The sequence below is a fragment of the Streptomyces griseoruber genome, from assembly GCF_001514205.1.
GTDB lineage: Bacteria > Actinomycetota > Actinomycetes > Streptomycetales > Streptomycetaceae > Streptomyces > Streptomyces griseoruber.
The window spans coordinates 567,171-590,726 of sequence record NZ_KQ948763.1 but is presented as its reverse complement, the minus strand read 5'-3'; the positions used below and the strand labels follow the sequence as shown (position 1 = coordinate 590,726).

Annotated in this window: 20 protein-coding genes and 1 pseudogene; 8 read left to right on the top strand and 13 right to left on the bottom strand. The window is 73.5% G+C overall.

Annotated features, from left to right (window positions below; genetic code table 11):
* Nucleotides 1–102 precede the first annotated feature (102 nt).
* Both AQJ64_RS02490 and AQJ64_RS02485 read right to left on the bottom strand, forming a co-directional pair.
* Nucleotides 103–1,251 (bottom strand): ROK family glucokinase, encoded by a 1,149-nt coding sequence (locus tag AQJ64_RS02490; protein ID WP_055635936.1) that lies wholly within the window; start codon nucleotides 1,249–1,251, stop codon nucleotides 103–105.
* Between the two features lie 163 nt (nucleotides 1,252–1,414).
* A complete protein-coding gene (locus tag AQJ64_RS02485; protein WP_099054031.1) occupies nucleotides 1,415–2,152 on the bottom strand; it encodes a GntR family transcriptional regulator in 738 nt (245 codons plus the stop codon).
* A gap of 129 nt (nucleotides 2,153–2,281) precedes the next feature.
* On the opposite strand from AQJ64_RS02485, the gene AQJ64_RS02480 reads away from it, so the two are divergent.
* Nucleotides 2,282–3,286 (top strand): Gfo/Idh/MocA family protein, encoded by a 1,005-nt coding sequence (locus AQJ64_RS02480; protein ID WP_055635938.1) that lies wholly within the window; start codon nucleotides 2,282–2,284, stop codon nucleotides 3,284–3,286.
* A gap of 20 nt (nucleotides 3,287–3,306) precedes the next feature.
* On the opposite strand, the gene AQJ64_RS02475 is transcribed toward AQJ64_RS02480, so the two are convergent.
* From AQJ64_RS02475 to AQJ64_RS02460, 4 genes are all read right to left on the bottom strand, one after another.
* Entirely contained in the window at nucleotides 3,307–4,491 is a 1,185-nt protein-coding gene (locus AQJ64_RS02475) for a cytochrome P450 family protein (RefSeq protein WP_055635939.1), read from the bottom strand.
* Between the two features lie 101 nt (nucleotides 4,492–4,592).
* Nucleotides 4,593–5,267 (bottom strand): response regulator transcription factor, encoded by a 675-nt coding sequence (locus AQJ64_RS02470; protein ID WP_055635940.1) that lies wholly within the window; start codon nucleotides 5,265–5,267, stop codon nucleotides 4,593–4,595.
* Between the two features lie 87 nt (nucleotides 5,268–5,354).
* Nucleotides 5,355–6,638 (bottom strand): sensor histidine kinase, encoded by a 1,284-nt coding sequence (locus AQJ64_RS02465; RefSeq protein ID WP_079061424.1) that lies wholly within the window; start codon nucleotides 6,636–6,638, stop codon nucleotides 5,355–5,357.
* A gap of 144 nt (nucleotides 6,639–6,782) precedes the next feature.
* Nucleotides 6,783–7,601 carry an MHYT domain-containing protein gene (locus tag AQJ64_RS02460; RefSeq protein WP_055635941.1) on the bottom strand — a complete coding sequence of 273 codons (819 nt, stop codon included), beginning with the start codon at nucleotides 7,599–7,601 and terminating at the stop codon, nucleotides 6,783–6,785.
* A 605-nt stretch (nucleotides 7,602–8,206) separates the two neighbouring features.
* Here AQJ64_RS02460 and lanKC point away from each other — a divergent pair.
* The 4 genes from lanKC (at nucleotide 8,207) to AQJ64_RS02445 (ending at nucleotide 14,780) form a co-directional block, all read left to right on the top strand.
* Nucleotides 8,207–10,801 (top strand): class III lanthionine synthetase LanKC, encoded by a 2,595-nt coding sequence (gene lanKC / locus AQJ64_RS02455; protein WP_059202364.1) that lies wholly within the window; start codon nucleotides 8,207–8,209, stop codon nucleotides 10,799–10,801.
* 99 nt (nucleotides 10,802–10,900) lie between these two features.
* Nucleotides 10,901–11,026, top strand: coding sequence for a SapB/AmfS family lanthipeptide (locus tag AQJ64_RS47660; protein WP_099054098.1), 126 nt, complete (start codon nucleotides 10,901–10,903; stop codon nucleotides 11,024–11,026).
* A 153-nt stretch (nucleotides 11,027–11,179) separates the two neighbouring features.
* A complete protein-coding gene (locus AQJ64_RS02450) occupies nucleotides 11,180–12,877 on the top strand; it encodes an ABC transporter ATP-binding protein (RefSeq protein ID WP_240512889.1) in 1,698 nt (565 codons plus the stop codon).
* A 46-nt stretch (nucleotides 12,878–12,923) separates the two neighbouring features.
* Nucleotides 12,924–14,780: an ABC transporter ATP-binding protein gene (locus tag AQJ64_RS02445; protein ID WP_055637529.1), complete on the top strand. Its 1,857-nt coding sequence runs from the start codon at nucleotides 12,924–12,926 to the stop codon at nucleotides 14,778–14,780.
* Here AQJ64_RS02445 and AQJ64_RS02440 read toward each other — a convergent pair.
* From AQJ64_RS02440 to AQJ64_RS02425, 4 genes are all read right to left on the bottom strand, one after another.
* The gene (locus AQJ64_RS02440) at nucleotides 14,716–15,405 is read right to left on the bottom strand and encodes an SDR family oxidoreductase (RefSeq protein ID WP_055637528.1); all 690 of its coding nucleotides are present in this window, start codon (nucleotides 15,403–15,405) and stop codon (nucleotides 14,716–14,718) included. The genes AQJ64_RS02445 and AQJ64_RS02440 overlap by 65 nt on opposite strands.
* Before the next feature lie 220 nt (nucleotides 15,406–15,625).
* Nucleotides 15,626–16,012, bottom strand: coding sequence for a guanyl-specific ribonuclease (locus tag AQJ64_RS02435; RefSeq protein WP_059202363.1), 387 nt, complete (start codon nucleotides 16,010–16,012; stop codon nucleotides 15,626–15,628).
* A 142-nt stretch (nucleotides 16,013–16,154) separates the two neighbouring features.
* Nucleotides 16,155–16,781 (bottom strand): dihydrofolate reductase family protein, encoded by a 627-nt coding sequence (locus tag AQJ64_RS02430; RefSeq protein WP_055635814.1) that lies wholly within the window; start codon nucleotides 16,779–16,781, stop codon nucleotides 16,155–16,157.
* A gap of 84 nt (nucleotides 16,782–16,865) precedes the next feature.
* Entirely contained in the window at nucleotides 16,866–17,687 is an 822-nt protein-coding gene (locus AQJ64_RS02425; RefSeq protein WP_079061422.1) for an AIM24 family protein, read from the bottom strand.
* A gap of 110 nt (nucleotides 17,688–17,797) precedes the next feature.
* On the opposite strand from AQJ64_RS02425, the pseudogene AQJ64_RS02420 reads away from it, so the two are divergent.
* Nucleotides 17,798–18,558 (top strand): annotated as a pseudogene (locus AQJ64_RS02420) (SDR family oxidoreductase).
* A 64-nt stretch (nucleotides 18,559–18,622) separates the two neighbouring features.
* Here AQJ64_RS02420 and alc read toward each other — a convergent pair.
* Nucleotides 18,623–19,738, bottom strand: coding sequence for an allantoicase (alc, locus tag AQJ64_RS02415; protein ID WP_059202362.1), 1,116 nt, complete (start codon nucleotides 19,736–19,738; stop codon nucleotides 18,623–18,625).
* Between the two features lie 37 nt (nucleotides 19,739–19,775).
* Entirely contained in the window at nucleotides 19,776–21,116 is a 1,341-nt protein-coding gene (gene allB / locus AQJ64_RS02410) for an allantoinase AllB (protein ID WP_055638736.1), read from the bottom strand.
* Between the two features lie 251 nt (nucleotides 21,117–21,367).
* Between allB and AQJ64_RS02405 the strand changes: the two genes are divergently transcribed.
* Nucleotides 21,368–22,165, top strand: coding sequence for an IclR family transcriptional regulator (locus AQJ64_RS02405; protein WP_055638735.1), 798 nt, complete (start codon nucleotides 21,368–21,370; stop codon nucleotides 22,163–22,165).
* Nucleotides 22,166–22,394: 229 nt separating this feature from the next.
* Here the strand turns inward: AQJ64_RS02405 and AQJ64_RS02400 are convergent, their stop codons facing one another.
* Nucleotides 22,395–22,709, bottom strand: coding sequence for a DUF5955 family protein (locus tag AQJ64_RS02400; protein WP_063788881.1), 315 nt, complete (start codon nucleotides 22,707–22,709; stop codon nucleotides 22,395–22,397).
* 182 nt (nucleotides 22,710–22,891) lie between these two features.
* On the opposite strand from AQJ64_RS02400, the gene AQJ64_RS02395 reads away from it, so the two are divergent.
* Nucleotides 22,892–23,509: a nucleotidyltransferase family protein gene (locus tag AQJ64_RS02395; protein ID WP_055638733.1), complete on the top strand. Its 618-nt coding sequence runs from the start codon at nucleotides 22,892–22,894 to the stop codon at nucleotides 23,507–23,509.
* Nucleotides 23,510–23,556 lie beyond the last annotated feature (47 nt).

The following is a 23,556-nucleotide window of genomic DNA, read 5'->3' as shown; positions in this document are numbered from 1 at the left end:
TGGTGCGGGCGGTGCCGGTGGTGCGGGCGGTGCCGGTGGTGCGGGCGGTGCCGGCCCCGCGGCCGGTGCCGGCCGCGGGGGTCGTGCGGGGTGGTGCCTGGATCATGCCGTGTCCCGGGTGCGGCGGGCGGCGTCCGTGAACCGTTCGAAGCGTTCGTAGCGCTCGACGCGGCGCCGCTTGGCGCGCCGGAAGCGGCGGGCGACCAGGCGCGCGAGGTCCGCGGCGCCGACCATGCCGGCCTCGGGGCCGAGCTGGGCGCGGACGATCCGGGCCTCGGGGCGGTAGCCGCGCCCGGTGAGCTGGCGCTTGAAGGCGTCGCGCGCGGGGGCGATGAGCAGCTCGTCGGCGGCCGACACACCGCCGCCGATCACGAAGCAGGAGGGGTCGAGCGCGGCGGCCAGGTTGGCGATGCCGACGCCGAGCCACTGGCCGATGTCCTGGAGCAGCTCGATGCACATCGCGTCGCCCTCGCGGGCCAGCTCCGTGATCATCGGGCCGCTGATGTCGCCGATCTGCCCCTTGACGTGCTCGATGATCCCGTACGCCACCGGGGAGTCGGCGGCGGCGAGCTCCTTGGCCTCCCTGACCAGGGCGTTCCCCGAGCTGTACTGCTCCCAGCAGCCGCGGTTGCCGCACGGGCAGCGGTGACCGCCGGGCACCACCTGCATATGGCCGAACTCACCCGCGACGCCGTACTTGCCCCGCTTGACCTGGCCGTCCTCCAGGATCGCGCCGCCGATGCCGGTACCCAGCGTGATCATGACCAGGTGGTCCTCGCCGCGGCCCGCGCCGAAGCGCCACTCCGCCCAGGCGGCGGTGTTGGCGTCGTTGTCGACGAGGACGGGGACCGAGAGCCGGCCGGAGAGGCGGTCGCGCAGCGGCTCGTTGCGCCAGGACAGGTGGGGGGCGAACAGGACGCGGTTGCGTTCGGCGTCGACCCAGCCGGCCGCGCCGATGCCGACGGCGTGCACGTCGTGCCGGTCGGAGAGGTCCAGGACCAGTTCGACGATGGTGTCCTCGACGACCTTGGGGCTCTTCGACTTGTCCGGGGTCTCGGTGCGGACCTTCTCCAGGATGTTGCCGTCGGCGTCGACGACGCCCGCCATCACCTTGGTGCCGCCGATGTCGATGCCCACCGTCGGTACGCGGGGCGCCGTCAGGTGTGAGCGGCGCTCTCTGGTGCCCACTGTCCGCAGTGCGGGGGCACGCCTGGAGCCGATGGGGGCGCTGAAGTTGCCGTAGGTGCTCATCGTCGCCGATTCTGCCTCACGGTTGTGCCAGGTGCCGAGCGGGGCGGAAACCGGGTGGTTCCGGACCGATGCCGGCTGCGGGTGTGCTGTGGCTGGTCGCGCCCACGCGGCGGAGCCGCACAGTGATACAGCCCCGCGCCCCTTGAGCGCTCTCGTGCTGCTCTCAGGAGCGTACGAGCAGCTGGAACTCGAAGGAATAGCGGCTCGGGCGGTAGATGTGGTCGCCGAATTCGACCGCGCGGCCGGTGTCGTCGAAGGTGGTGCGCTGCATGGTGAGGAGGGGGGCGCCGGGCTCCTCGGTGAGGCGTTCGGCCTCGGCGGGGGTGGCGGCGCGGGCGCCGATGGACTGGCGGGCGCTGTGCAGGGTGATCCCGGCGGCCCGCATCAGGCGGTAGAGGCCGGTGGCCTCGAGCTGGCCGGTGTCCAGGTCGAGCAGACCGCCCGGGATGTGGTTGCAGAGGTACGCCATCGGCTCCCCGTGCGCGAGCCGCAGCCGTTCCACCCGGTGCACCTCGCTGCCCTCGGCGACCGCGAGCGCGGCGGCGACCTCGGCGGAGGCGGGGACGACGGTGTTGAGCAGGACGGTCGTCGCGGGGCGCTGACCGGCCGCCTCCAGGTCGTCGTAGAGGCTGCTGAGCTCCAGGGGGCGCTTGACCTGGCTGTGCACGACCTGGGTGCCGACGCCCCGGCGGCGCACCAGCAGGCCCTTGTCGACGAGCGACTGGATCGCCTGGCGCACGGTCGGGCGGGACAGGCCGAGCCGTGCGGCGAGCTCGATCTCGTTGCCCAGGAGGCTGCCGGGGGTGAGCGATCCGTGCTCGATCGCGGCCTCGAGCTGCTGGGACAGCTGGAAGTACAACGGCACCGGAGAGCTTCGGTCCACTCGGAGTTCGAGCTGCACGGTCGGGTCCACTTCTGGTTTCGGCACCCGCCGAGCGTAGCCCCGCGCGCTGTTGACGGGAAGTTGTGTAGTTCGGTTGTCCGGACATACGGATTGACATCGTGTGGCCTGCGAGGTCACTTTGTTTTCATGCGCATCGGGGTCATCGGGACGGGCCGCATCGGCACGATTCATGCGAACACACTCAGCCGTCACCGCGAGGTCGGATCCCTGATCCTGACGGACGCGGACCCCGCGCGGGCTCAGGAGCTCGCGCTGCGGCTGGGCGAGACGGCCGCCCCCGGGGTGGACGAGATCTTCCGCTGGGGCGTGGACGCGGTCGTGATCACCACGGCCACCTCGGCGCACGCCGAACTGATCGGTCGGGCAGCACGCTCCGGGCTTCCGGTGTTCTGCGAGAAGCCCATCGCGCTGGACCTGGCGGGGACCTTACAGGCGATCGGGGAGGTGGAGGCCGCGGGAACGGTGCTCCAGATGGGGTTCCAGCGCCGCTTCGACACGGGCTACGCGGGGGCGCGGGAGGCCGTACGGTCCGGTCGGCTCGGGCGGCTGCACACCGTACGGGCGCTGACCTCCGACCAGTCGCCGCCGCCCGCCGAGTGGCTGCCGCTGTCCGGTGGGATCTACCGGGACGCCCTGATCCACGACTTCGACTGTCTGCGCTGGGTGACCGGGCGCGAGGTGCGCGAGGTGTACGCCGCCGGGTCCGACGCCGGTCCCGCCATGTTCCGGGCGGCGGGGGACGTCGACACCGCCGCGGCGGTCCTCACCCTCGACGACGGCACCCTCGCCACCGCCACCGCGACCCGGCTGAACGGCGCCGGCTACGACGTCCGCATGGAGCTGGCCGGGGAGCTCGACCAGATCGTGGTCGGTCTGGACGACCGTACGCCGATCGCCTCCACCGAACCCACCGGTCCCCCGGCCGCGGACAAGCCCTGGGGCGGCTTCCTGGAGCGCTTCGGACCCGCGTACGAGGCGGAGCTCGTCGCCTTCGTGGAGGTGCTGCGGGGCGGGCGCGCCAACCCCTGCGACGGGCGGGAGGCGTTGCAGGCCCTCCGGATCGCGGAGGCCTGCGACGTCTCGCGCCGGGAGCGCAGACCGGTGTCCCTGGCGGAGATTCCCGGCGCGTGAGCCCTTCCTCCTCCCCCTGGTCACCAGCGCACCGGCATACTGCGCATACCGCGCATCAGGGGGCCGGGGAGCCAGTCGCCCGGGGGGCCGTCGAGGGCCAGGGCGGGGGCGCGGTCGAGGAGGGAGCGCAGGACGGTGCGGGCCTCCAGGCGGGCCAGCGGGGCGCCCAGGCAGTAGTGGACGCCATGGCCGAAGGCGAGGTGGCCGCGGGTGTCGCGGCGGATGTCGAACCGGTCGGGGGCGGGGAAGCGCTCCGCGTCCCGGTCGGCCGCCGTGAGGCCGATCATCACGGCCTCACCGACGGCGATGGGCGTGCCGGCGATCTCCAGCGGCTCGGCCGCGAAGCGGAACGTGGCGTTCTCCACCGGGCCCTCGTAGCGCAGGGCCTCCTCGACCGCGCCGTCGAGGAGGGTTGTGTCGGCGCGCAGGGCGGCGAGTTGGTCCGGGTGGGTCAGCAGGGCGTGGACGGCGTTGGTGATGAGGTTGACCGTCGTCTCGTGCCCGGCGATGAGCAGGACGAAGGCCATGCCGCGCAGTTCGCCGGGCGAGAGCCGGTCGCCGTCCTGCGCCGTGGTGCGGATCAGGTCGCTCAGCAGGTCCCCGCTGGGGCCCGCGCACCGCTTGTCCTCGATCAGCTCGGTGAGTTGGCCGGCGAGCCGGACGAACGCGTCGTGCTCGCTCTCGGCACTGGTCGGCGCGACGGCCTCGGTGGACAGCGCGCGGAACCCGGCGCGGTCCGGCTCGGGGACGCCGAGCAGCTCGCAGATGACCGTGAGGGGCAGCGGGTGGGCGAGGAACTCCACGAGGTCGGCGCGGCCGCGCGGCAGCATCGCGTCGAGCAGGTCGTCGGTGATGCGCCGGATCCTCGGCCGCAGTTCCTCCACCCGGCGCGTGGTGAAGGCGCGGGAGACCAGCGCGCGCAGCCGGGTGTGCCGCGGTGGGTCGGCGGTCAGCAGGTACGGGCCGATGAGCTGTTCGTCGAGGAACGTGACGCCGATGCGGCTGCCGTCCTTGGACAACCGGGGGTCGGCGAACGCGGCGCGCGCCTCCTGGTGCCCCACGACGAGCCAGGTCTCGTGGTGCGCGTCGGGCGCGGGCAGCCGCACCCGGTGCACCGGGCCGCGCTCGCGCAGTCGCGCGTACACCGGGTGCGGGTCCCGGCGGAACGCGTCGCCGTACTCCCCCAGATCGATCACCTTGGTCACGGGATCCCCCTCCCCGTCACCGGGACGACGTCACGCGGACGACGTCACACGGACGACGTCACGCGGACGACGTCACCCCGTACAACGCGCGGCTGCCGCGGCTAGTGCCCGTCCTCGTCGTCCAGGAGGCCCGCGTCGTACGCCAGGAGGGCGATCTGCACGCGGTTGTTGAGGCCGAGCCGGGCCAGGATGCGGGACACGTGGGCCTTGACCGTGGCGACGCTCATGAAGAGCGCGGCGGCGATCTCGGCGTTGGACAGGCCCCGGCCGACCGCGACGGCGACCTCGCGCTCGCGCTCGGCGAGGACGGTGAGCCGCTCGCGCGCGCGGGTGCGGCGGGCGTCGGCGGCGGAGCCGGCCGCGTGGTCCATGAGCTGCCGGGTGACGGTGGGCGACAGCACGGGGTCGCCGCCCGCGACCCGGCGCACGGCGTCCAGGATCTCGGCGGGCGGGGTGTCCTTGAGGACGAAACCGGCGGCACCCGCGCGCAGGGCGCGCAACACCTGCTCGTCGGCGTGGAAGGTGGTGAGGACCACGACCTGGGGGGCGTCCGTGCGGCGGCGCAGCCGTTCCGTCGCGGTCAGACCGTCCACGGCGGGCATCCGGATGTCCATGAGGACGACGTCGGGCCGGACGCGGTCGACGAGCGTCTCGGCCTCCCCGCCGTCGGCTGCCTCGCCGACGATCTCGATGTCGTCGGCGCCGCCCAACATGAGGGACAGACCGGCGCGCACCAGGGGATCGTCGTCGACGAGGAGGAGTCGGATCGCAGTCATGGCCTTACACAACCAGGTTCGCGAGGTGGGCGACGCCGGTTTCCCGCCCGGGAGTCGCGCGGCCGGTGCGTGCGGTCCCGGGGGCCGTCACCGGGCCGCCCCGGGCCACGGCAGCCAGCCGCGCACCTCGAACCCGCCGTCGTCCCGGGGCCCGTGCGCCAGCCGTCCGCCGGTCAGGGTCGCGCGTTCGGTCAGCCCGATCAAACCCTGGCCGGAGCCGGGGACGGGCGGGACGTCGCCGTCGGGGGCGGCGTTGCGCACGACCACCGTGAGGCCCTCTCCCGGGCCGCCCGCGACGGTGACCTCGGTCTCCGCCCCCGGGGCGTGCTTGCGGGCGTTGGTGAGGCCCTCCTGGGCGATGCGGTAGGCGGTGCGGCCGACGGAGGCGGGCACGGCGCCGGGGTCGGTGACGCGCTGGTCGAGGGTGACCTTCAGACCGGCCTCGCGGGACTCGGCGACGAGGGCGTCCAGGGCGCCCAAAGTGGGCTGCGGGCGTCCGCCGTCGTCGGATTCGCCGGCCCGCAGGACGCCGATGATCTCGCGCAGGTCCTGGAGGGCCTCGTGGGCGCTCTCCCGGATGACACCGGCGGCCCGCGCGATCTCCTCGCGGGGCGCGTCCGGGCGGAACTCCAGCGCGCCGGCGTGCACGCTCAGCAGGGTCAGCCGGTGGGCGAGCACGTCGTGCATCTCGCGCGCGATGGCCTCGCGCGCCAGCCGCTGCGCCTGCTCGGCCCGCAGCCGCGCCTCCGTCTCCGCGCGCCGGGCCCGGTCGCGCAGGCTCAGCATGAGCTGCCGCTTGGACCGGACGAACATGCCCCAGCCGATGACCGCGACGGTGAGGATGACCGTGAACACCACGGCCGCCGGGTAGGCCAGGTCGGGTTCGGGGCGCAGCCAGAAGAACAGCGGGATCAGCGCGAGGTCGGCGCCGCCGACGAAGGCCACGTACCGGAAGGGGCGGTGCACGGCGAGGGTGAACAGGGCGACCATGCAGGCGCCGCCCGCGGTGTCGGAGAGGAAGCCGACGGGGACCATCGCCACGGCGAGGCCGAGCGGCCGGCGACGGCGCACCCAGAGCGCGGCGCAGGACAGCACGCCGAGGAGCTGGTCGGTGACGAGGAGGGCGCGCGGCAGGTCCTCGCCGGTGCCGAGGCTCTCGGCGGCCACCAGGCCGACGACGACCGCGAGCAGGAAGCAGGTGAAGTCCACGGCCCAGTCGCGCGCGGTGCGCCGGGGCGGCCGCCCGGACCGCTCGGCGTCCGGTTCGAGCTCGGCGACCAGCGCGGACGGCAGCAGCCAGGTGCGGCGTACGAGCCGCGGCGCGGTGTGCAGCGCGTCGGGTGTCCGTACCGCGCCGTCCTGTCCCCTCATGGTCGGCAATCTACGCAGCGGGGAGCGCCGGCACCTCCCCGTCGGCGGGACCGTCGACGAAGGTCGCGCCCTCGCCTACTTTCGGCGCGCCCCGCCCGTCCGCCGCGCGCCTTCCGTCCCGGCCGCCCCGTTGCACGGGGGTGCCTACCAGGAGCCGTACTGCTGCGACGGCTGGGCGGAGTAGTCGCCGGCCGGGTACTGGGCCGCGGGCGCCGGCTGGCCCCAGTCGTCGTCGCCGAGCATCATGTCGGGGTCGAACATGACGATGACCGCGGCGATCAGAAGGACCGCGAGGGGGCCGGCGAGCATGACGAGGAGGAACGACAGGAGGCTGGTGGAGGACTGGGCGACGGCGGATGTGCCGGTGAGGTGGACGGAGACCGCGGCCATGCCGGTGTAGTGCATGCCCGTCACGGCCACGCCCATGACCAGGGCCGCGCCCAGGCTGGACCAGAGCGTGTGGATGGAGACCGCCGCCCAGAGGGCCGCGGTGGCGGCGGCGACGGCGATCGCCACCGACAGCCCCACCGTCACGGTGTCGTAGTGCAGGGTGCCGTTGGTGTGGATGGCGCCCATGCCGAGGTAGTGCATGGCCGCGACGCCGAGGCCGGTGACCGTGCCCGCCATGGCCAGGTTCGCCGGGGAGCCGCCCCGGTAGCCGACGAGGAACACACCGAGGGCGACGACGACGATCGCGACGGCGAGGCTGAGGAGCGTCTTCGTCGTGTCGTAGCCGACCAGGGCGCCCTGGACGCTGAAGCCGATCATGGCGATGAAGTGCATGGTCCAGATGCCGCAGCCGATGGAGACGGCGCCCAGCGCCAGCCAGGCGGCCCGGCGGTGCGAGCGGCGCAGCGATCTCGTCGTGCACCGCAGCCCCAGTGCCGCGCCCAGACAGGCCATCAGATACGCGGAGACCGGAGTCACCGCGCCGTAGTAGAAGTTGGAGACGGTCGCGGTCATCGAGGGGTCCCTTCCCGTGCGTTTCGGCTCGGCCGGTGGCCCTGACCCGGGCGCACGGCAGTCCTGATAGGGGATGCAGGACACGGGGGATCCGGTCGATCAGATCAAGCCACCTGGCCGAGTTGCGCATGATTCAATCACACAAAGCACACACGCCCTCCACATTGCGCATCTGTTCGCCGAATCGATACTTCAGGGCTTGCCGCCCGAAATGATGACCAAATCGCCCATTCCGGACGGACGGATGGACGGATGGACGGATGGACGGACGAGCAGGCAGGCGGGCGCCGGCGGGACCACCGGGGTGCGCACCCCCGTTCGCTCGGCCGACCACTTTTCTGGAAACCCGGATATCTGGATTTATTCACGCACCACAAGGTCGAACTGATATGCGGGTGCAATTGGTCGTGCTTTTCCGGGGAGGGGTGGGCTTCGCGCGCTCGACGAGAGCGCTGAATGCGCCCTGCCTGCACAAGCCGACCCTACGTTACCTTCACATCGTGGACGCAAACCGGCCACAGTATCACCGCCCTCGGGGGGTGAAACGGTCCGGCGTTGCCACTGCATCCGTCCGGGAATGTCGAATCACTGCGATGGGGGGCCTTATGGACATGCGCTACGAGGCGTTTTCGTATGCCGATCCGGTGTTCTACGACTCGCCTGTCCGCTGGGCGACGGTGGAGGAGTTCGACGCCGTCGGCGAGCCGTTGCCGGCCGGCTGGGCCGGCAACGCGCGAGACGTGTGGGTGGGGCGGCAGCTCGCGGACGTCGAACTCCCCGACCAGGGCTGGAAGATCCATGTGTCCGCGTGCATGGACAACGCGGAGCACATCCTGTCGGTGGTCGCCGCCTACTGCTTCGAGAACCGCGTGGCGTTCAAGTTCCTGCGCAGCCCGGCGCTGGTGCAGACCCAGAACGCGAAATACGCCTCACGGGGTTCGAGCGGGAAGTTCATGACGCTGTATCCGGTCGACGAACCGACGCTCGAGCGATGTCTCGACGACCTCGACGCGGCCCTCGCGGGGCAGCAGGGGCCGTACATCCTGAGCGATCTGCGCTGGCGTGAGGGGCCGCTGTACCTGCGCTACGGCGGGTTCACCGAGCAGTTCTGCCGCTCGGAGACCGGCGAGCTGGTCCTGGCGCTACGGGAACCCTCGGGCCGGCTGCGGCCGGACGTGCGGCGCGCGGTGTTCGAGGTGCCCGACTGGGCCCCCGTACCGGGTGTCCTGGCGCAGGCGCTGGCCGACCGGGCGAGAGCGAGCACGGCCGAGTTCCGCTACTCCGTGGAACGGGCCCTGCACTTCTCCAACGGCGGGGGCATCTACATCGCCCGCCCCGCCGGCGGGGGTGAGGAGGTGGTCCTCAAGGAGGCCCGCCCGCACGCCGGGCTCGACCAGCGCGGGGACGACGCCGTGCTCCGGCTCGGCAAGGAGCGGGACATCCTCCATCGGCTGGACGGGGTGTCCGCCGTACCCGCGGCCCTCGACTACTTCACCGCCTGGGAGCACCACTTCCTGGTCCAGGAGTACGTGGAGGGCGAGCCGCTGAACCGGTGGTTCGCGCGGCGCTACCCCCTGGTCCATCCCGATCCGGACCAGACGGACATCGACCGCTACAGAGCGGAGGCGCTGGATGTCCTGGAGGGCATCGAGGAAGGTCTGCGCGCCATCCACGACCGCGGGGTCGTCTTCGGGGACCTCCATCCGCGCAACCTGATCGTCCGTCCCGACGGGCGGGTCTGCTTCGTCGACTTCGAGCTCGCCTCCCCCGTCGACGCGTTCGTCAGACCCGGACTCGGCGCCGCCGGCTTCGCGGCCCCCGCCGACCTCCACGGGTTCGCGATCGACCGCCACGCCCTCGACGCCCTGCGCCTGTGGATCTTCATGCCGCTGATGCAGCTGACCTCGCTGGACCCCGGCAAACGGGCGCAGTTGGCCGGCGCCGCGGCGGACCGCTTCGGACTCCCCGCACCCGCACCCGCCTCGTCGCCGCCCTCACCCCCATCGCCATCCCCATCGCCATCCCCATCGCCATCGCCGTCGCCGTCCCCCTCCGCATCCCCCTCCGGCCCACCCGGGCCCGATCCGCTCACCGCCCTCTTCGGCGGCGACCGCGCCTCCTGGCCCGCCCTGCGCGACTCGCTGGCGGCGGCGATCACCGCCAGCGCCACCCCGGAACGCACCGACCGTCTCTTCCCGGGCGACCCGAACCAGTTCACCCACGACGGACTCGGACTCGCGTACGGCGCCGCGGGCGTGCTGTGGGCCCTGCACTGCACCGGCGCACCCATCGCCCCCGACCACGTCCAGTGGCTCCTGGACGCCGTCGCCCGCGAACCCTGCCGCCCCGGTCTCTACACCGGCTCGCACGGTGTCGCACTGGCCCTCGACCGCCTCGGCCACGCCCGGCAGGCGCACAACCTCCTCGACCGGCTGCTGAAGGACCCGCCGGACGGCCAGGGCAGCGATCTCGCCGGCGGACTGCCCGGCATCGGACTGACCCTGCTGCACTTCGCCGGCACCACCGGCGACGCCTCCCTGCACGCCGCCGCGGCCGACACCGCCGGACGCCTCGCCGACCGCCTGCGGGCACCCTCCGGCGAGGGCGGCCCACCGGCCGCCGCGCGCAGCGGGCTGATGCACGGCAGCACCGGAGCCGCACTGCTCTTCCTGCGCCTGTACGACAGCACCGGCGACCGCGAGCTGCTCGACCTCGCGGAACGGGCGCTCGGCCGGGACCTGGACCGATGCGTCCTCGGCGAGGACGGCACCCTCCAGGTCGACGACGGCAGCCGGGTGCTGCCGTACCTGGAGTCGGGCAGCGCAGGCATCGCCGCCGTACTCCACTGCTATCTGCGCCACCGTCCGGATCCGGCACTGCGGCAGAGCCTGGAACGCATCCGCGGCGCCGCCGAGCCCGAGTTCATCGTCCAGCCCGGACTGTTCAACGGGCGGGCGGGACTGATCTGGCTGCTGTGCCTGCTCCAGGACGACAGCCGGGTCCACGACCGGGTGATCCGGCGTCACATCCGGCGGCTGGTCTGGCACCTCATCCCCTATCAGGGACATGTGGCCTTCCCCGGCGAGCAGCTCCTGCGGCTGTCGATGGACCTGGCCACCGGCTCCGCCGGCATCCTGCTCGCCCTGGGATCGGCCCTCGCCGACACCCCGGCGCTGCCCTTCTGGCAGCGGGCGGCCTGACACCACCGCGGTGTCCCCTCCGCGAACCACCGTTCGCGGCCCAGAGTTTCCGGCGCCCGCCGGGAAGCAGAAGCACCAACGAAGTGACAGGAGTGCACCATGTCCATCCTCAGCCTGCAGGCCCTGGAGACCCCCGAAGAGACCACCGAGTACATGTCGGTGCTCAGCTCCCTCTCCGCGGTGAACTGCACCAACAGCACCGTCAGCACCCTGCTGTGCCTGTAGTCGGCACCCCCGGGGACGGTGCGCCCCACCACCGGACGGCCGGGTGACCGGTAGGCCGGATGAACAGAGCCGGCCCGGGCTGAGCTAGAGCCCGGGCCGGCGCTCATGTGCCACCCGTTCGGACCGTCCGTCCCTCTCCCGCAGGAGCCCCGTATGCGGCACGGCCTCACCACCACCGTACTCCGACTGTGGTGGCCCACCGCGCTCGTGCTGTCCGTGGCGGCCGGCTCGCTGGCCGCGCTGCTCCTGCCCGCCGCCGTGTCGCGGGCCGTGGACCGGGCCCTGTCCGGTGGCGGCGGCGCGGAGGTCGTCCCGCTGGCCGCGGTCGTCGCACTGCTCACGGTGGCGGAGGCCGTCGCACAGTACGCGGGACCGCGCGCCACCGCCGAGACGACGGCCCGGCTGCGCGCCGCCCTGGTGCGGCACATCATGGCCGGCGGCCCCCACCCCGCGCGGCAGACGGCGACCGGCGACCTGGTGGCCCGGCTCACCGCCGGCACCGCGGAGGCCGGGCTGGCCGGCCAGGCGATCGTCTACGCGGTCGCCCAACTCGCCATGGCGACCGGCGCCGTGGTGGCCCTCGGACTGCTCGCCCCCGAACTGGCCGCGGCCTTCCTGGTCACGGCCCCGGCCGGCTGGCTGCTGCTGCGACGGCAGCTGCGGCGCACCGTACGGCGCGGCACGGGCTACCAGAGCGCGCAGGCCGCCGTGGCCGCCCGGCTGCTGGACGCCCTCGCGGGCAGCCGTACCATCGCGGCCGCCGGAACCGTCGAGCAGGAGATCGAGCGCGTGCTGCGGCCGGTGGCCGAACTCTCCCGGCACGGACGCGCGTTGTGGGACAGCCAGCGCCGCGTCGCCTGGTCCACCGGTCTGCTCGCCCCCGCGACCCAGATCACCGTGCTCGCGGTCGCCGGACACGAGCTCTCCACCGGGGCGCTCAGCACGGGCGAGCTGATCGCCGCGCTCGGCTACACCGCGCTCGGTCTGGGCGGCTTCGGCACGGCACAGAGCCTCCTGGACCTCGCCCGCGCCCGGGCGGGACAGGCCCGGGTGTCCGAGGTGCTCGAGGCCCCCCGGGCGCCGGTGGGGCTGCGCGGTCTGCCGCCGGGGCCCGGACGGGTGGAGATCCGTGAGGTCACCGTACGGCGGTCCGGACGGGCCGTGCTGGACCGGCTCGAACTGGTCCTCCCGGCGGGCACCTGCACCGCCCTGGTGGGGAGTTCGGGGTCGGGCCGCTCCCTGCTGGCCGCGGTCGCCGGCGGACTGCTGGTCCCGGACGGGGGCCTGGTCCTGCTGGACGGCGTGCCGCTGGACGAGATCCGTCCGGCGGACCTGCGGACCGCCGTCTCGTACGCCTTCGGCGACCCCGCGCTGACCGGGGCCACCGTCCTCGACGCCCTCACGGCAGCCGTGAAACCGGTTTCCGCCGCCGACGCCCGCCGGGCCGCGCGCGCGGCGCAGGCGGACACCTTCGTGCGCCGGCTGCCCGCCGGTTACGACACCCCCCTCGCCGACGCGCCCCTGTCCGGGGGGCAACGGCAGCGGGTGGGACTGGCGCGCGCCCTGGCCCGCGACTGCCGGCTGCTCGTCCTCGACGACGCCACCTCCAGCCTCGACACCGCCACCGAGGCCGCGGTGCTGCACGCCGTGGACGTCTCCCACGGGGACCGCACCCGGCTGATCGTGACGCACCGGACGTCCACGGCGGCCCGGGCGGACGCGGTCGCCTGGCTGGACGAGGGACGCATCCGGGCCGTCGCCCCCCACCACGAGCTGTGGCGGACACCGGCCTACCGCCGCATCTTCACCGGCACGGGGGACCCCGACGGACCCGGGCGCTCCGGGGACTGAGGCCCGTACGGCCGGACGCGGACCACGGACGAAAGGACAGGCACGCATGGCTCGTACGACGGTCCCGGCGCCGCTCACCACCAGCGGCGCGGCGCTGCACCTGGTCCGCGGCACCCTGGCCCACAGCCGGGCCGCGGTGCTCCGGCTGGCCTGGTGGACGCTGGTGTCGGCCGCGCCCGCCCTTGTCTCCGGCAAGGCCCTGGCCCTCGCCGTCGACGAGGGTTTCCTGGCGCACCGCCCCCGGACGGCGGCCCTGGGCCTGGCCGTGTTCGCCCTGTGCACCCTGGGCGGGGCCTGGGCGAGCCGGCAGACCTACCCCTGGCTGGCCGAGATCGTCGAGCCGCTGCGGGACCGTCTCCTCGGCGACGTCGTGACCGGCACGCTGCGCCGCGCGGTGGGGCGCGGCGCTCGGCGGGACGGCTTCGACGCCGTCGCGGTCGCGCAGCTCACCCGGCAGGTGGAGGCGGTCCGCGACGCGCTCGCCGGACAGCTCATGCTCGTCTGGCAGTTCGTCCTGACGGTCGGGGCCGTCGTCGTGGGCACCGCGTTCATCGCCCCGGCCGCCGTACCGCTCGTCGCCGTGCCGCTGGTACTGGCGCTGGGTGTGTTCGCCGTCCTGGCTCCGGCGACCGTCCGTCGCCAGCATGCGGCGTTCCAGGCCGAGGAGACGCTCGCGCGGGAGACCGTCGCGATCGTCGGAGCCCTGCGCGACATCGTCGCGACCGGCACCCACGACCGGGCGGAGCGCGAGGTGCTGGACGCGGTGCGGGCCCAGTTGCGCGCCTCGCGGAAGCTGGCCACCGTCGCGGCGGTGCGCCGGGTGATCGTGGCGCTGGGCGCGCACAGCCCGCTGCTGCTGGTGGTGCTCGCCGCGCCGGGCCTGGTGGACCGCGGCATGACACCCGGCGATGTCGTGGGCGTGCTCAGTTATGTCCTGTCCACGCTCGAACCCGCCGTCCGGCTGCTGGTGCAGGGGGTCGGCGCCTCCTGGCTGCGGCTGTCGGTGGCGGCGGAGCGGCTCGCCGGGGCCGCGCACCATCCCGGGCCGCCCGAGGACCCCGATCCCGCGCTCCGGCCCGCCGACGGATCGGTCGTGCTGTCGGACGTCACCTTCGCCTACGGCCCGGACGCCGAGCCGGTCCTCGACGGGCTCGATCTCTCCCTCGCCCACGGCGACCACCTGGCCGTGGTCGGCCCTTCCGGCGTGGGGAAGTCCACGACGGCCGACCTTCTCACCGGGATCCTCCCGCCCGACCGCGGGCGGGTCGTCCTGGGGGGCGTGCCCCTCGACCGGGTCGCCCGGGACGATCTGAGCAGGGCTCGGGCCCTGCTGCCGCAGAACCCCTATGTGTTCGCGGGGACGGTGCGGGAGAACCTCTGCCAGCTCGCCCCCGGCACCCCGGACGAGGTCGTCGCCCGCACCGTGGAGGAACTCGGCCTGGGCCGGGTCGTACGGCGGCTGGGCGGGCTCGACGGCCTGGTGGACCCGGCCGGGCTGTCCTCGGGCGAGAGGCAGCTCGTCGCGCTGGCGCGGGTCCATCTCTCCCCCGCCGCGCTCGTCGTGCTCGACGAGGCGACGCGGCACCTCGACGCCGAGGCGGAACAGCGGGTCGAGGAGGCGTTCCGGCGGCGGCCCGGGACGGTCGTCACCCTCGCGCACCGGCTCGCCCTCGCCCGCCGCGCGGACAAGGTGCTCCTCCTGGACGGGCGGCGCGCGTGGGTCGGCACGCACGACGCGCTGCTGGCGCAAGTGCCGTTCTACGCCGACCTGGTGGGCATCTGGAACACCGGTACGGCCGGGCCCGGCGACGACGGGCCCGGCGCGGGCGGGAACCGGCTCAGCAGCCCGGACGCAGCATCAGATCGCTCATCGTCGCGTCCTTCGGCAGACCGAGCGCCGTGACGACGGCGGCGGCCACGGAGGCGGGGCTCATATGGGCTTGCGGTTGGTAGGGCAGCCCGAACTCCTTGTGCAGCCGGACCTGCATCGGGGTGTCGGTCTCGCCCGGGTAGACGGTGGTGACCCGGACGCCGTGCTCGTACTCCTCCGCTCTCAGTGTCTCGGCCAGCGCCTTCAGACCGAACTTGGACGCCGCGTAGGCGCCCAGCCGGGGTGGCGCGTGCACGCCCGCTCCCGAGTTCATGAAGACGACCTGCCCGCGGGCCGCCCGCAGCGCGGGCAGCAGCAGCCGGGTGAGCTCCGCCGGAGCGACGAGGTTGACCGCGAGCGTGCGCTCCCAGACCTCCGCGCCGACCTCACCGACCCGCCCCGACTCGGCCACACCGGCCACGTGCAGCAGCGAGTCCAGCCGCGGGGGCAGCGCCTGCGTCTCCAGCCGGGTGCGCAGCGCGCCCGGCTCGGCCAGGTCCGCCACCAGGGTCCGGCTCCGGGGGAACCGCGCCCGCAGTGATCCGGCCCTTGTCTCGTCCCGCGCCAGCAGCCACAACTCGTGGCCCCGCTCGGCGAAATGGGCGGCCAGGGCCGCTCCGATGCCGGAACCGGCACCTGTGATCAGAAACACTCCCATAACCTGATACTTACCCAATATGGCGTTCTTTCCCCCTGCGGGGAGGGCGAGTTCGGGAGGGCGCGTGTGGGAGGGCGCGTGTGGGAGGGGCGTGCGGGCGGACATGCCTCGCCCCGCGGCCGTGGTGCGTGGGGGGGTGGCCGCGGGGCGGGGGGCGACTGGACTCAGAACCGGATGCTCAGCCGCTCGCGCTGTTCCTCGGGCTGGTCCGTGGGGGGACTCAGCAGTCGTAGTCGATCAGGTCGAAGGTCGCGTAGTGGTCGGAGGTGTAGTAGTCCTCCTCGTACTGCCGACCCGTGACGATGCGGCGTGCGCCGCGCGTGGAGGACCCGGGGGTCTTCACGGTGTACTCGTGGTAGTAGCCGGTGGACCGGCTCGGCAGGACGCCTTCCCGGTTCTGGAAGACGCTGCCGTCCTGCGAGTACGGGTACGGGCCGCCCTGCTCGATCAGTTCGAGCGTGTCATACGCCTGGGACGGCAGATCGCCGTAGCAGATGCTGCCGACCGCGGCGGCCGCGGGTGTGGCGGTGACGGCGCCGCCCACCAGGAGGGCGGACAGCACGGCGGCCGCGGCGCCGGTGCGGGTGATTCGTGGGGGGAATCTCATGACCTCATGATGACGCGCGTAGACGATGGCATGTCAATGACAACTCCGGAGATTTTCCCGTCAAGTCCCATGAGTTTTCCGCGAATTAACGTCATGCCGGGAGCACGGCTGTGCCGCCCGGGTCCACGGGTGCCGGTCCGGCTCAGGCCTCTTCCGGGGGGCCGAAGGAGCCGTAGTTCGGGCGGCCCGCGAAGTCGTACGTCTGGATGGAGACGCCCGCTCCGGTGACACGGCCCGCGGTGCGGCGGAAGGCCGTCGGGACGGCGCCCTCGGCGAAGAAGCGGAGGCCGGTGCCGAGGACCACCGGGAAGGTCAGCAGATGGAGCGTGTCGACGAGGTCGAGGGCGAGCAGCGACTGGACGAGGGCGCCGCTGCCGTGCACCTGGAGTTCGCCGTCGGTGTTCTCCTTCAGGGCCGTGACCTCCTTGGCGAGGTCGCCGTCGAGGACCGTGGTGCCGGACCACCGCGGGTCGGTCAGGGTCGAGGAGGGCACGTACTTCGGCAGTGCGTTCAGCTTGCCGGCCACCGGGTGGGCGGGGTCGGTCACCTTCGGCCAGTACGACGCGAAGATGTCGTAGGTCCGGCGGCCGAGGAGGAACGCCCCGACCCCGTCGAAGACCTCGTCGACGAAGCCGCCGAAGTCCGCGTCGGCGAACGCGAAGCTCCAGCCGCCGTGCGCGAAACCGTCCCGGGTGTCCTCCTGGGGACCGCCGGGGGCCTGGTAGACGCCGTCGAGGGTGACGAAGATGGTGGAGACGAGCTTGCCCATGGCGGGTGCCTGCTTTCTTGTGCGGGGTCCCTTGTCATCACCTCAGACCCCGCAGCAGCCCGCAACTCATCGGTGCGCCCGCACTCAGCCCGCGTTCGTCGAGAACAGCCCGCCCGTCGGGCCCTGCTTGTCGCCGCCCTGGGCCTTCTTCAGGGCGTTGGCGAGGCTCTCGATGGTGAGGGACTGGAGGATGACGCGGCCGTTGCCCTCCAGGGTGGCCAGGGAGAGGCCCTCGCCGCCGAAGACCGCGTTCATGAGGCCCTGGCGGTTGAGGCCGCCGACGCGCTGGACGCCGTACTGGATGCCCTCCTCGAAGGCGACCACACAGCCGGTGTCGACCTCGATGCGGCCGCCGAAGTCGGCCGGGTTCAGGTCGATGAAGTTGCCCGCGCCCGCGATGATCACCGTGCCGTACCCGGTGAACTTCTCCAGGACGAAGCCCTCGCCGCCCTTCATGCCGGTGCGGCCGCCCTGGAAGGCGATGCCGAACTCGACGGTGGACTCGGCCGCGACGAAGGCGTCCTTCTCGGCGAACCACGCGCGCGTGCCGTTCAGCTCCAGGGCGCGCATCTCGCCCGGGAGGACGCCCGCGAAGCCGACGGTGCCCTCGCCGCCCTGGGCGGTGAAGTACTGGAACGCCAGCGACTCGCCCGCGAGGGCACGCTGGCCGACCTGCATGGCGGTGCCCATGGCCTGGCGGAGCATGCCGCCCATGCCGCCGCCGCTGCCGCCGTCCTGCGGCTGCCGGCCGCCGTTGCCGGAGGGGCCGCCCAGGCGGGTCTCCATGGTCACGTTCGTGGTCTTGAACAGGAACTTTCCGGCTTCGCAGTACACGGTCTGGCCGGGGGCGAGGTTGACGATCGCCATCTGCATGGCGTTGCCGACGATTTCTTGCTGAAGGGTCACGGAGGGAGAACGCGGGAGCCGGAGGGAAGAGTTCCGCTCCGCGGGTGTGAGCCGAGGTCGGCGTCCGTCGACCGCCGGCGCGCGCAGGTGCGGGCCGGTGGGATGGACCCATGACAACGACTTGCGGAACTCTGCACGGCAAGGTGGCCCTGGTGACCGGGGGCGGCCGGGGCATCGGTGCCGCCACGGCGCTGCGGCTGGCCCGGGAGGGCGCGGACGTGGCGGTGACGTACGTGAACGGCGAGGAGGCGGCCGCGGAGGTCGTACGGGCCGTGGAGGCGCTCGGGCGGCGGGCGGTGGCCCTGCGGGCCGACTCCGGGGACCCCGAGGAGGCGGCCGGGGCGGTGGAGCGGACGGCACAGGCGCTCGGCGGGCTCGACGTGCTGGTGAACAACGCGGGCGTGGGCGTGCTGGGGCCGCTGGAGGGGCTGGGGCCGGCCGACGTGGACCGGGTGCTGGCGGTGAACGTGCGCGGGGTGTTCCTCGCCTCGCGGGCCGCCGCCGGGCGGATGACGGACGGGGGGCGGATCATCACCGTCGGCTCGTGCATGGTGCGGCGGGTGCCGGGGCCCGGGGGGACGCTGTACGCGATGAGCAAGGCGGCGCTGGTGGGGCTGACGAAGGCCCTGGCCGGGGAGCTGGGGCCGCGGGGGATCACGGCGAACATCGTGCACCCCGGGCCGGTCGACACGGACATGAACCCGGCGGACGGACCGTACGTGGCCGGGCAGGCGGCGATGACCGCGCTGGGGCGGTTCGGGCGGGCGGAGGAGGTGGCGGCGACCGTCGCGCACCTAGTGCCGCGGCACTAGCCGGGGCCGGGTACGTCACCGGGGCGGAGTTCGCGGTGGACGGCGGCCACGGGGCGTGACCGGGAGGCTCCGCCCCCCCCCTGGACCACTCGCGGGGAGGGAGGCGGGCCGTCCTCCCGGGGGTCAGCCGCTCAGTTCCCGGTGGTGGGCCGTCAGGCGGTTCGCTCCCTCCGTGGTGAGGGTGCCGTGGAGGCGGAGGCGGGAGATGCCGCCGTCGGGGTAGATGTCCACGCGGGCGTGGGTGGCGACGGCGGGGGTGGGGAGGGGGAAGCGGTGGTTGGTGTCGGGCTGGAGGCGGGTGCGGGGGAGGATCTCGGTCCACTCGGCGTCGTCGCCGTCGCGGACGGAGACCGCCGCCCAGCCGGCGCTGTTGCCCTTCAGGTACGCCGTGTCGATCTCCACGGCGCGGATCACGGACTGGGCGACCAGGCGGTAGCGGATCCAGTCGTTGCCCTGGTCGCGGCGGCGGCGGGTCTCCCAGCCGTCGTCCATCTGGCGGGAGCGGCCGGGGCGGATGGTGTTCGACGGGGGTGAGTAGAAGCGGTTGGAGGCGTCCTCGGCCCGGCCGCCGTTCTCCAGGGCGACGACGTCGAAGCTGCCGAGCAGCGCGAGCCACGCGGGGTCGGGGACGACCTCGCCGTACACGCGCAGGCGCGCGATGCCGCCGTCGGGGTGCTGGTTGACGCGCAGGTGGGTGAAGCGCTGTTCGAGGGAGACGGCGAACCCGTTCGCCGCGTGGCCGCCGACGGGGGTGCGCGGGACCAGGGTCGTCCATTTCACGTCGTCGCCGAGAAGGTCCTCCGGGGACGGGGTGCCGGGGACGGAGGTGCCCTCGACCGAGACCGCCTGCGGGTAGTTGCCGCGGAAGTGGGCGGTGTCGACGACGATCCCGCGGATCACCCCGGGGGCGCCGAGGCGGACCAGCGCCCAGTCGTGGTCGTCGGCCGTGGGCCACGGGTGGGCGGCGGAGGCACCGCGGCGGCGGCGGGTCTCCCAGCCGTCCATGATCTTGCCCTTGTGGCCGAAGCGCTCGGGGTCGAATTCGGCGCGACGGGGCAGCAGCAGGTTCTCGCGCTCGGCGAAGAACTCGTCGTTGGCGGCGACGACGGCGGCGCCGAGCTGCCGGTCGGCCAGGTCGGCGAGGTGCGTGAAGGGGAACTCGGCGGTGCGGTAGTCCGCGTACGGGTCGCCGCCGCCGTAGGGGTTCGCGTCGCCGGTGAACGTCGGTATCGCTGCCACGGGGTGTGCCTTTCGGAGTCGGCCGGTGCGGGTGCGCTCAGGGGGTACGGGTGAGCAGGGTGCCCTTCGGTGCGGTGAACTCGCCGTCCGCGACGATGCGTTCGCCGCGCAGCCAGGTCGACCGCACGACGCCGTACAGGGTCCGGCCGGCGTACGCGGTGACCCGGTTGCGGTGCTGGAGGGCGGCCGGGTCGACGGTGAAGCTCGCGTCGGGTGCGAGGACGGCGAAGTCGGCGTCGCGGCCCGCCTCGATGGCGCCCTTGCGGGTGTCCAGGCCCACGAGCCGCGCGGTGTTGGCCGACATCCAGCGGACGACGTCCTCCAGGCCGTGCCCGCGCCGGCGGGCCTCGGTCCAGACCGCCGCGAGGCTCAGCTGGAGGCCGGAGATGCCGCCCCAGGCCGTCGCGAAGTCGCCGGTCTTCAGGTCGGCCGTCGACGGGGAGTGGTCCGTGACCACGCAGTCGATGGTTCCGTCGGCGAGCGCCTGCCAGAGCAGGTCCTGGTTGGCGGCCTCACGGATGGGCGGGCAGCACTTGAACTCGCTGGCGCCGTCCGGGACCTCTTCGGCGGTGAGGGTGAGGTAGTGGGGGCAGGTCTCGGCCGTGATGCGGACCCCCTCCGCCTTGGCGGCCGCGATCAGCGGCAGCGCGTCGCTGGAGGACAGGTGCAGGACGTGCACGCGCGCGTGGAGGCGTTTCGCCTGGGCGATCAGGGCGGCGACGGCGCTGTCCTCGGCGGCGCGGGGGCGGCTGGCCAGGAAGTCGGCGTAGCGGGGGCCGCCTCGCTGCGGGGCGGTGTCGAGGTGGTGCGGGTCCTCGGCGTGGACGATGAGCAGGCCTCCGAAGCCGGCGATCTCGGTCAGGGACCGGGCCAGTGCGTCCCGGTCCAGGTGCGGGAACTCGTCCACGCCGGACGGGGACAGGAACGCCTTGAAGCCGAAGACACCGGCGTCGTGCAGGGGACGCAGGTCCTTGACGTTGTCGGGCAGGGCGCCGCCCCAGAAGCCGATGTCGATGTGCGCCTTGTCGGCGGCGACCTCCCGCTTGACGCCCAGGTGGTCGACGGTCGTGGTGGGCGGCAGGGAGTTCAGGGGCATGTCGACGAGGGTGGTGATGCCGCCGGCCGCCGCGGCGCGGGTGGCGGTCCAGAAGCCCTCCCAGTGGGTGCGGCCGGGGTCGTTGACGTGCACATGGGTGTCGACCAGGCCGGGCAGCAGGACGTCGTCGCCGAGCTCCTCCAGGCGGGCCCCCGCAGGGAGGGGGGCGTGGTACGGCAGTACGGCCGTGATCGTCCCGCCGGAGACGGCGACCGAGGCGGCGCGCGTCCCTTCGGGGGTGATGACGCGCGTCGAGCGCAGCACCAGTTCAGCGTCGGACACCCGGACCCCTCTCTGCCGCCGTTTACTTCCGCGTAACGGAATTCAACGTTCTGTTGAAGGAGTCTTCCCCGCCGCCTCGCGAGCGTCAAGGGCACCCCGCCTCCAGGGTGCCTCCACCACCGCCACTCTGGATGTTTCCATGAAGCGGAAACATAATTCCAACCGTAAGAACGTAGCTACGCACGACCGGGGAGTCAACCGACCGCCGGGTAGGCTTCAGCTCCTCCCGCCAGTGTCGAAAGGAACGCGCCGTGCCGACGTCGAGCGCCAGCACCTCCGACTCCGCCCGGTCCGCCGGCGGAGGGGTCCAGTCCCTCGAGCGCGCCTTCGACCTGCTGGAGCGGATGGCGGACGCGGGCGGCGAGGTCGGACTGAGCGAGCTGTCCGTGAGCAGCGGGCTGCCGCTGCCCACCATCCACCGGCTGATGCGCACGCTGGTCGTCTGCGGGTACGTCCGTCAGCAGCCCAACCGCCGGTACGCGCTCGGCCCCCGGCTGATCCGGCTCGGCGAGTCGGCGTCCCGGCTGCTCGGCACCTGGGCCCGCCCCTATCTGGCCCGCCTGGTCGAGGAGACCGGCGAGACGGCGAACATGGCGCTGCTCGACGGGGACGAGATCGTGTACGTGGCCCAGGTGCCGTCGAAGCACTCGATGCGGATGTTCACCGAGGTGGGGCGGCGGGTGCTGCCGCACTCCACGGGGGTGGGCAAGGCGCTGCTCGCGGGGTTCCCGGACGCCGAGGTGCGCGCGCTGCTCGCCCGTACGGGCATGCCGGCCGCGACCGAGAAGACGATCACCACACCGGAGGGTTTCCTCGCGGCGCTGGCGGACGTACGACGCACGGGCTACGCGGTCGACGACAACGAGCAGGAGATCGGCGTCCGCTGCCTCGCGGTGTCCGTCCCCGACTCCCCCACCGCGGCGGCCGTCTCCATCTCCGGCCCGGCGGGCCGCGTCACGGATTCGGCAACGGAACGCATCGTCCCGGTGCTCCAGCAGGTGGCCGGCGAACTCTCCCGGGCCCTGGCCAACTCGGGCCCGGCGGCCTAGGGCGTGTGTCGAAAGTAGCGTCGTCCGCCCGGAGGGCGGGGCCCGCGGCGTCTGGTGCGGTGCATCGCACGGCGGAGGGTCGTCCGCGTACTGGGCGTACGCGGACGATCCCGACAACGCGGCGAGGCGCCGTGCCAGGCGTCGCGGGCCAGACGGGACTTTCGACACACGCCCTAGGTCTCGTCACCTTCGCCGTCGACCCGGCGAGCGCGTGCACGCCCGGCACCCCTCAGCCGCGTGGTGGCCCGCCGAACCGGTCGACCGCCTCACGGACCTGGGTGAGGCCGCGGGTCAGGGCGCTGACCGAGCCGATGGCCCCGGCGATCAGGAGCAGGGAGCGGCGCAGGCGCGGTATCTCGGGGGCACCGCCGGCGGCCATGGCGTCCAGGGCGGCGAGTTCCTCCTCCGCGATGTCCCGGTCCCGGAACTCGGCGGGGTGTGCGGCGAGTTCCCGGCGCAGCCGGGACACGGCGGAGCGCAGCTCCACCACCCGCGGGTCCTTGTCGCTGCCGGTCACAGGCCTCTGCTCCACGCTCCGCAACACAGTCCTCCCCCTCGCACCCCGTTGTGCGCGTGCATGTTCCCGCGCCGGGTGCCGGTCGGGCCCCGGTCGGTGCGGGCGCCCAGTTAACGCCACCTCGGGCCATGGGCGCCAGTCCGCTGCGTCACCGAGTTGCTGCACAGCGTGATCCACGCCTCGCCGGCCGCGTGCGGTATGCAGGATCCATGACGTACGACGTGGACGAGGTCGCCGGGCTGGTGCTCGCGGCCGGGGGCGGGCGGCGGCTCGGCGGGCGCCCGAAGGCGCTGCTGACGCACCGGGGACGGCCGCTGGTCGAGCATGCGGTGGGGGTGCTGCGGGCGGCCGGCTGTACGCGCGTGCACGTGGTCCTGGGGGCCGCCGCGGGGGCCGTACGGGAGCGGGCGCGGCTCGACGGGTGCGTGCTGGTGGAGAACCCGGGGTGGGAGGAGGGCATGGGTTCCTCGCTGCGGGCCGGGCTGGACTCGCTCGCGGGGACGGGGGCGCGGGCGGCGCTGGTGTCGCTCGTCGACCAGCCGGGCATCGGAGCGGAGGTGACGGCCCGGGTGCTCGCCGCGTACGAGGGGGAGGAGTCGCTGGCCGCGGCGGCCTATGACGGGGTGCGCGGCCATCCCGTTCTGTTCGGCGCGGCCCACTGGGCGGGCGTGACGGAGGGCGCGCGGGGCGACCAGGGGGCGCGTGCGTATCTGAAGGCGCACTCGGCCGAGGTCGTCCTCGTCGAGTGCGGTGACGCGGGCCTGCCGTACGACATCGACACCCCCGGGGACCTGGCCCGGCTCAGCCCCGATCCGGAGGCGCCCTGAGATCAACAAACCATTGAACTTCCACGATGAGGAAACTAGTATCCACT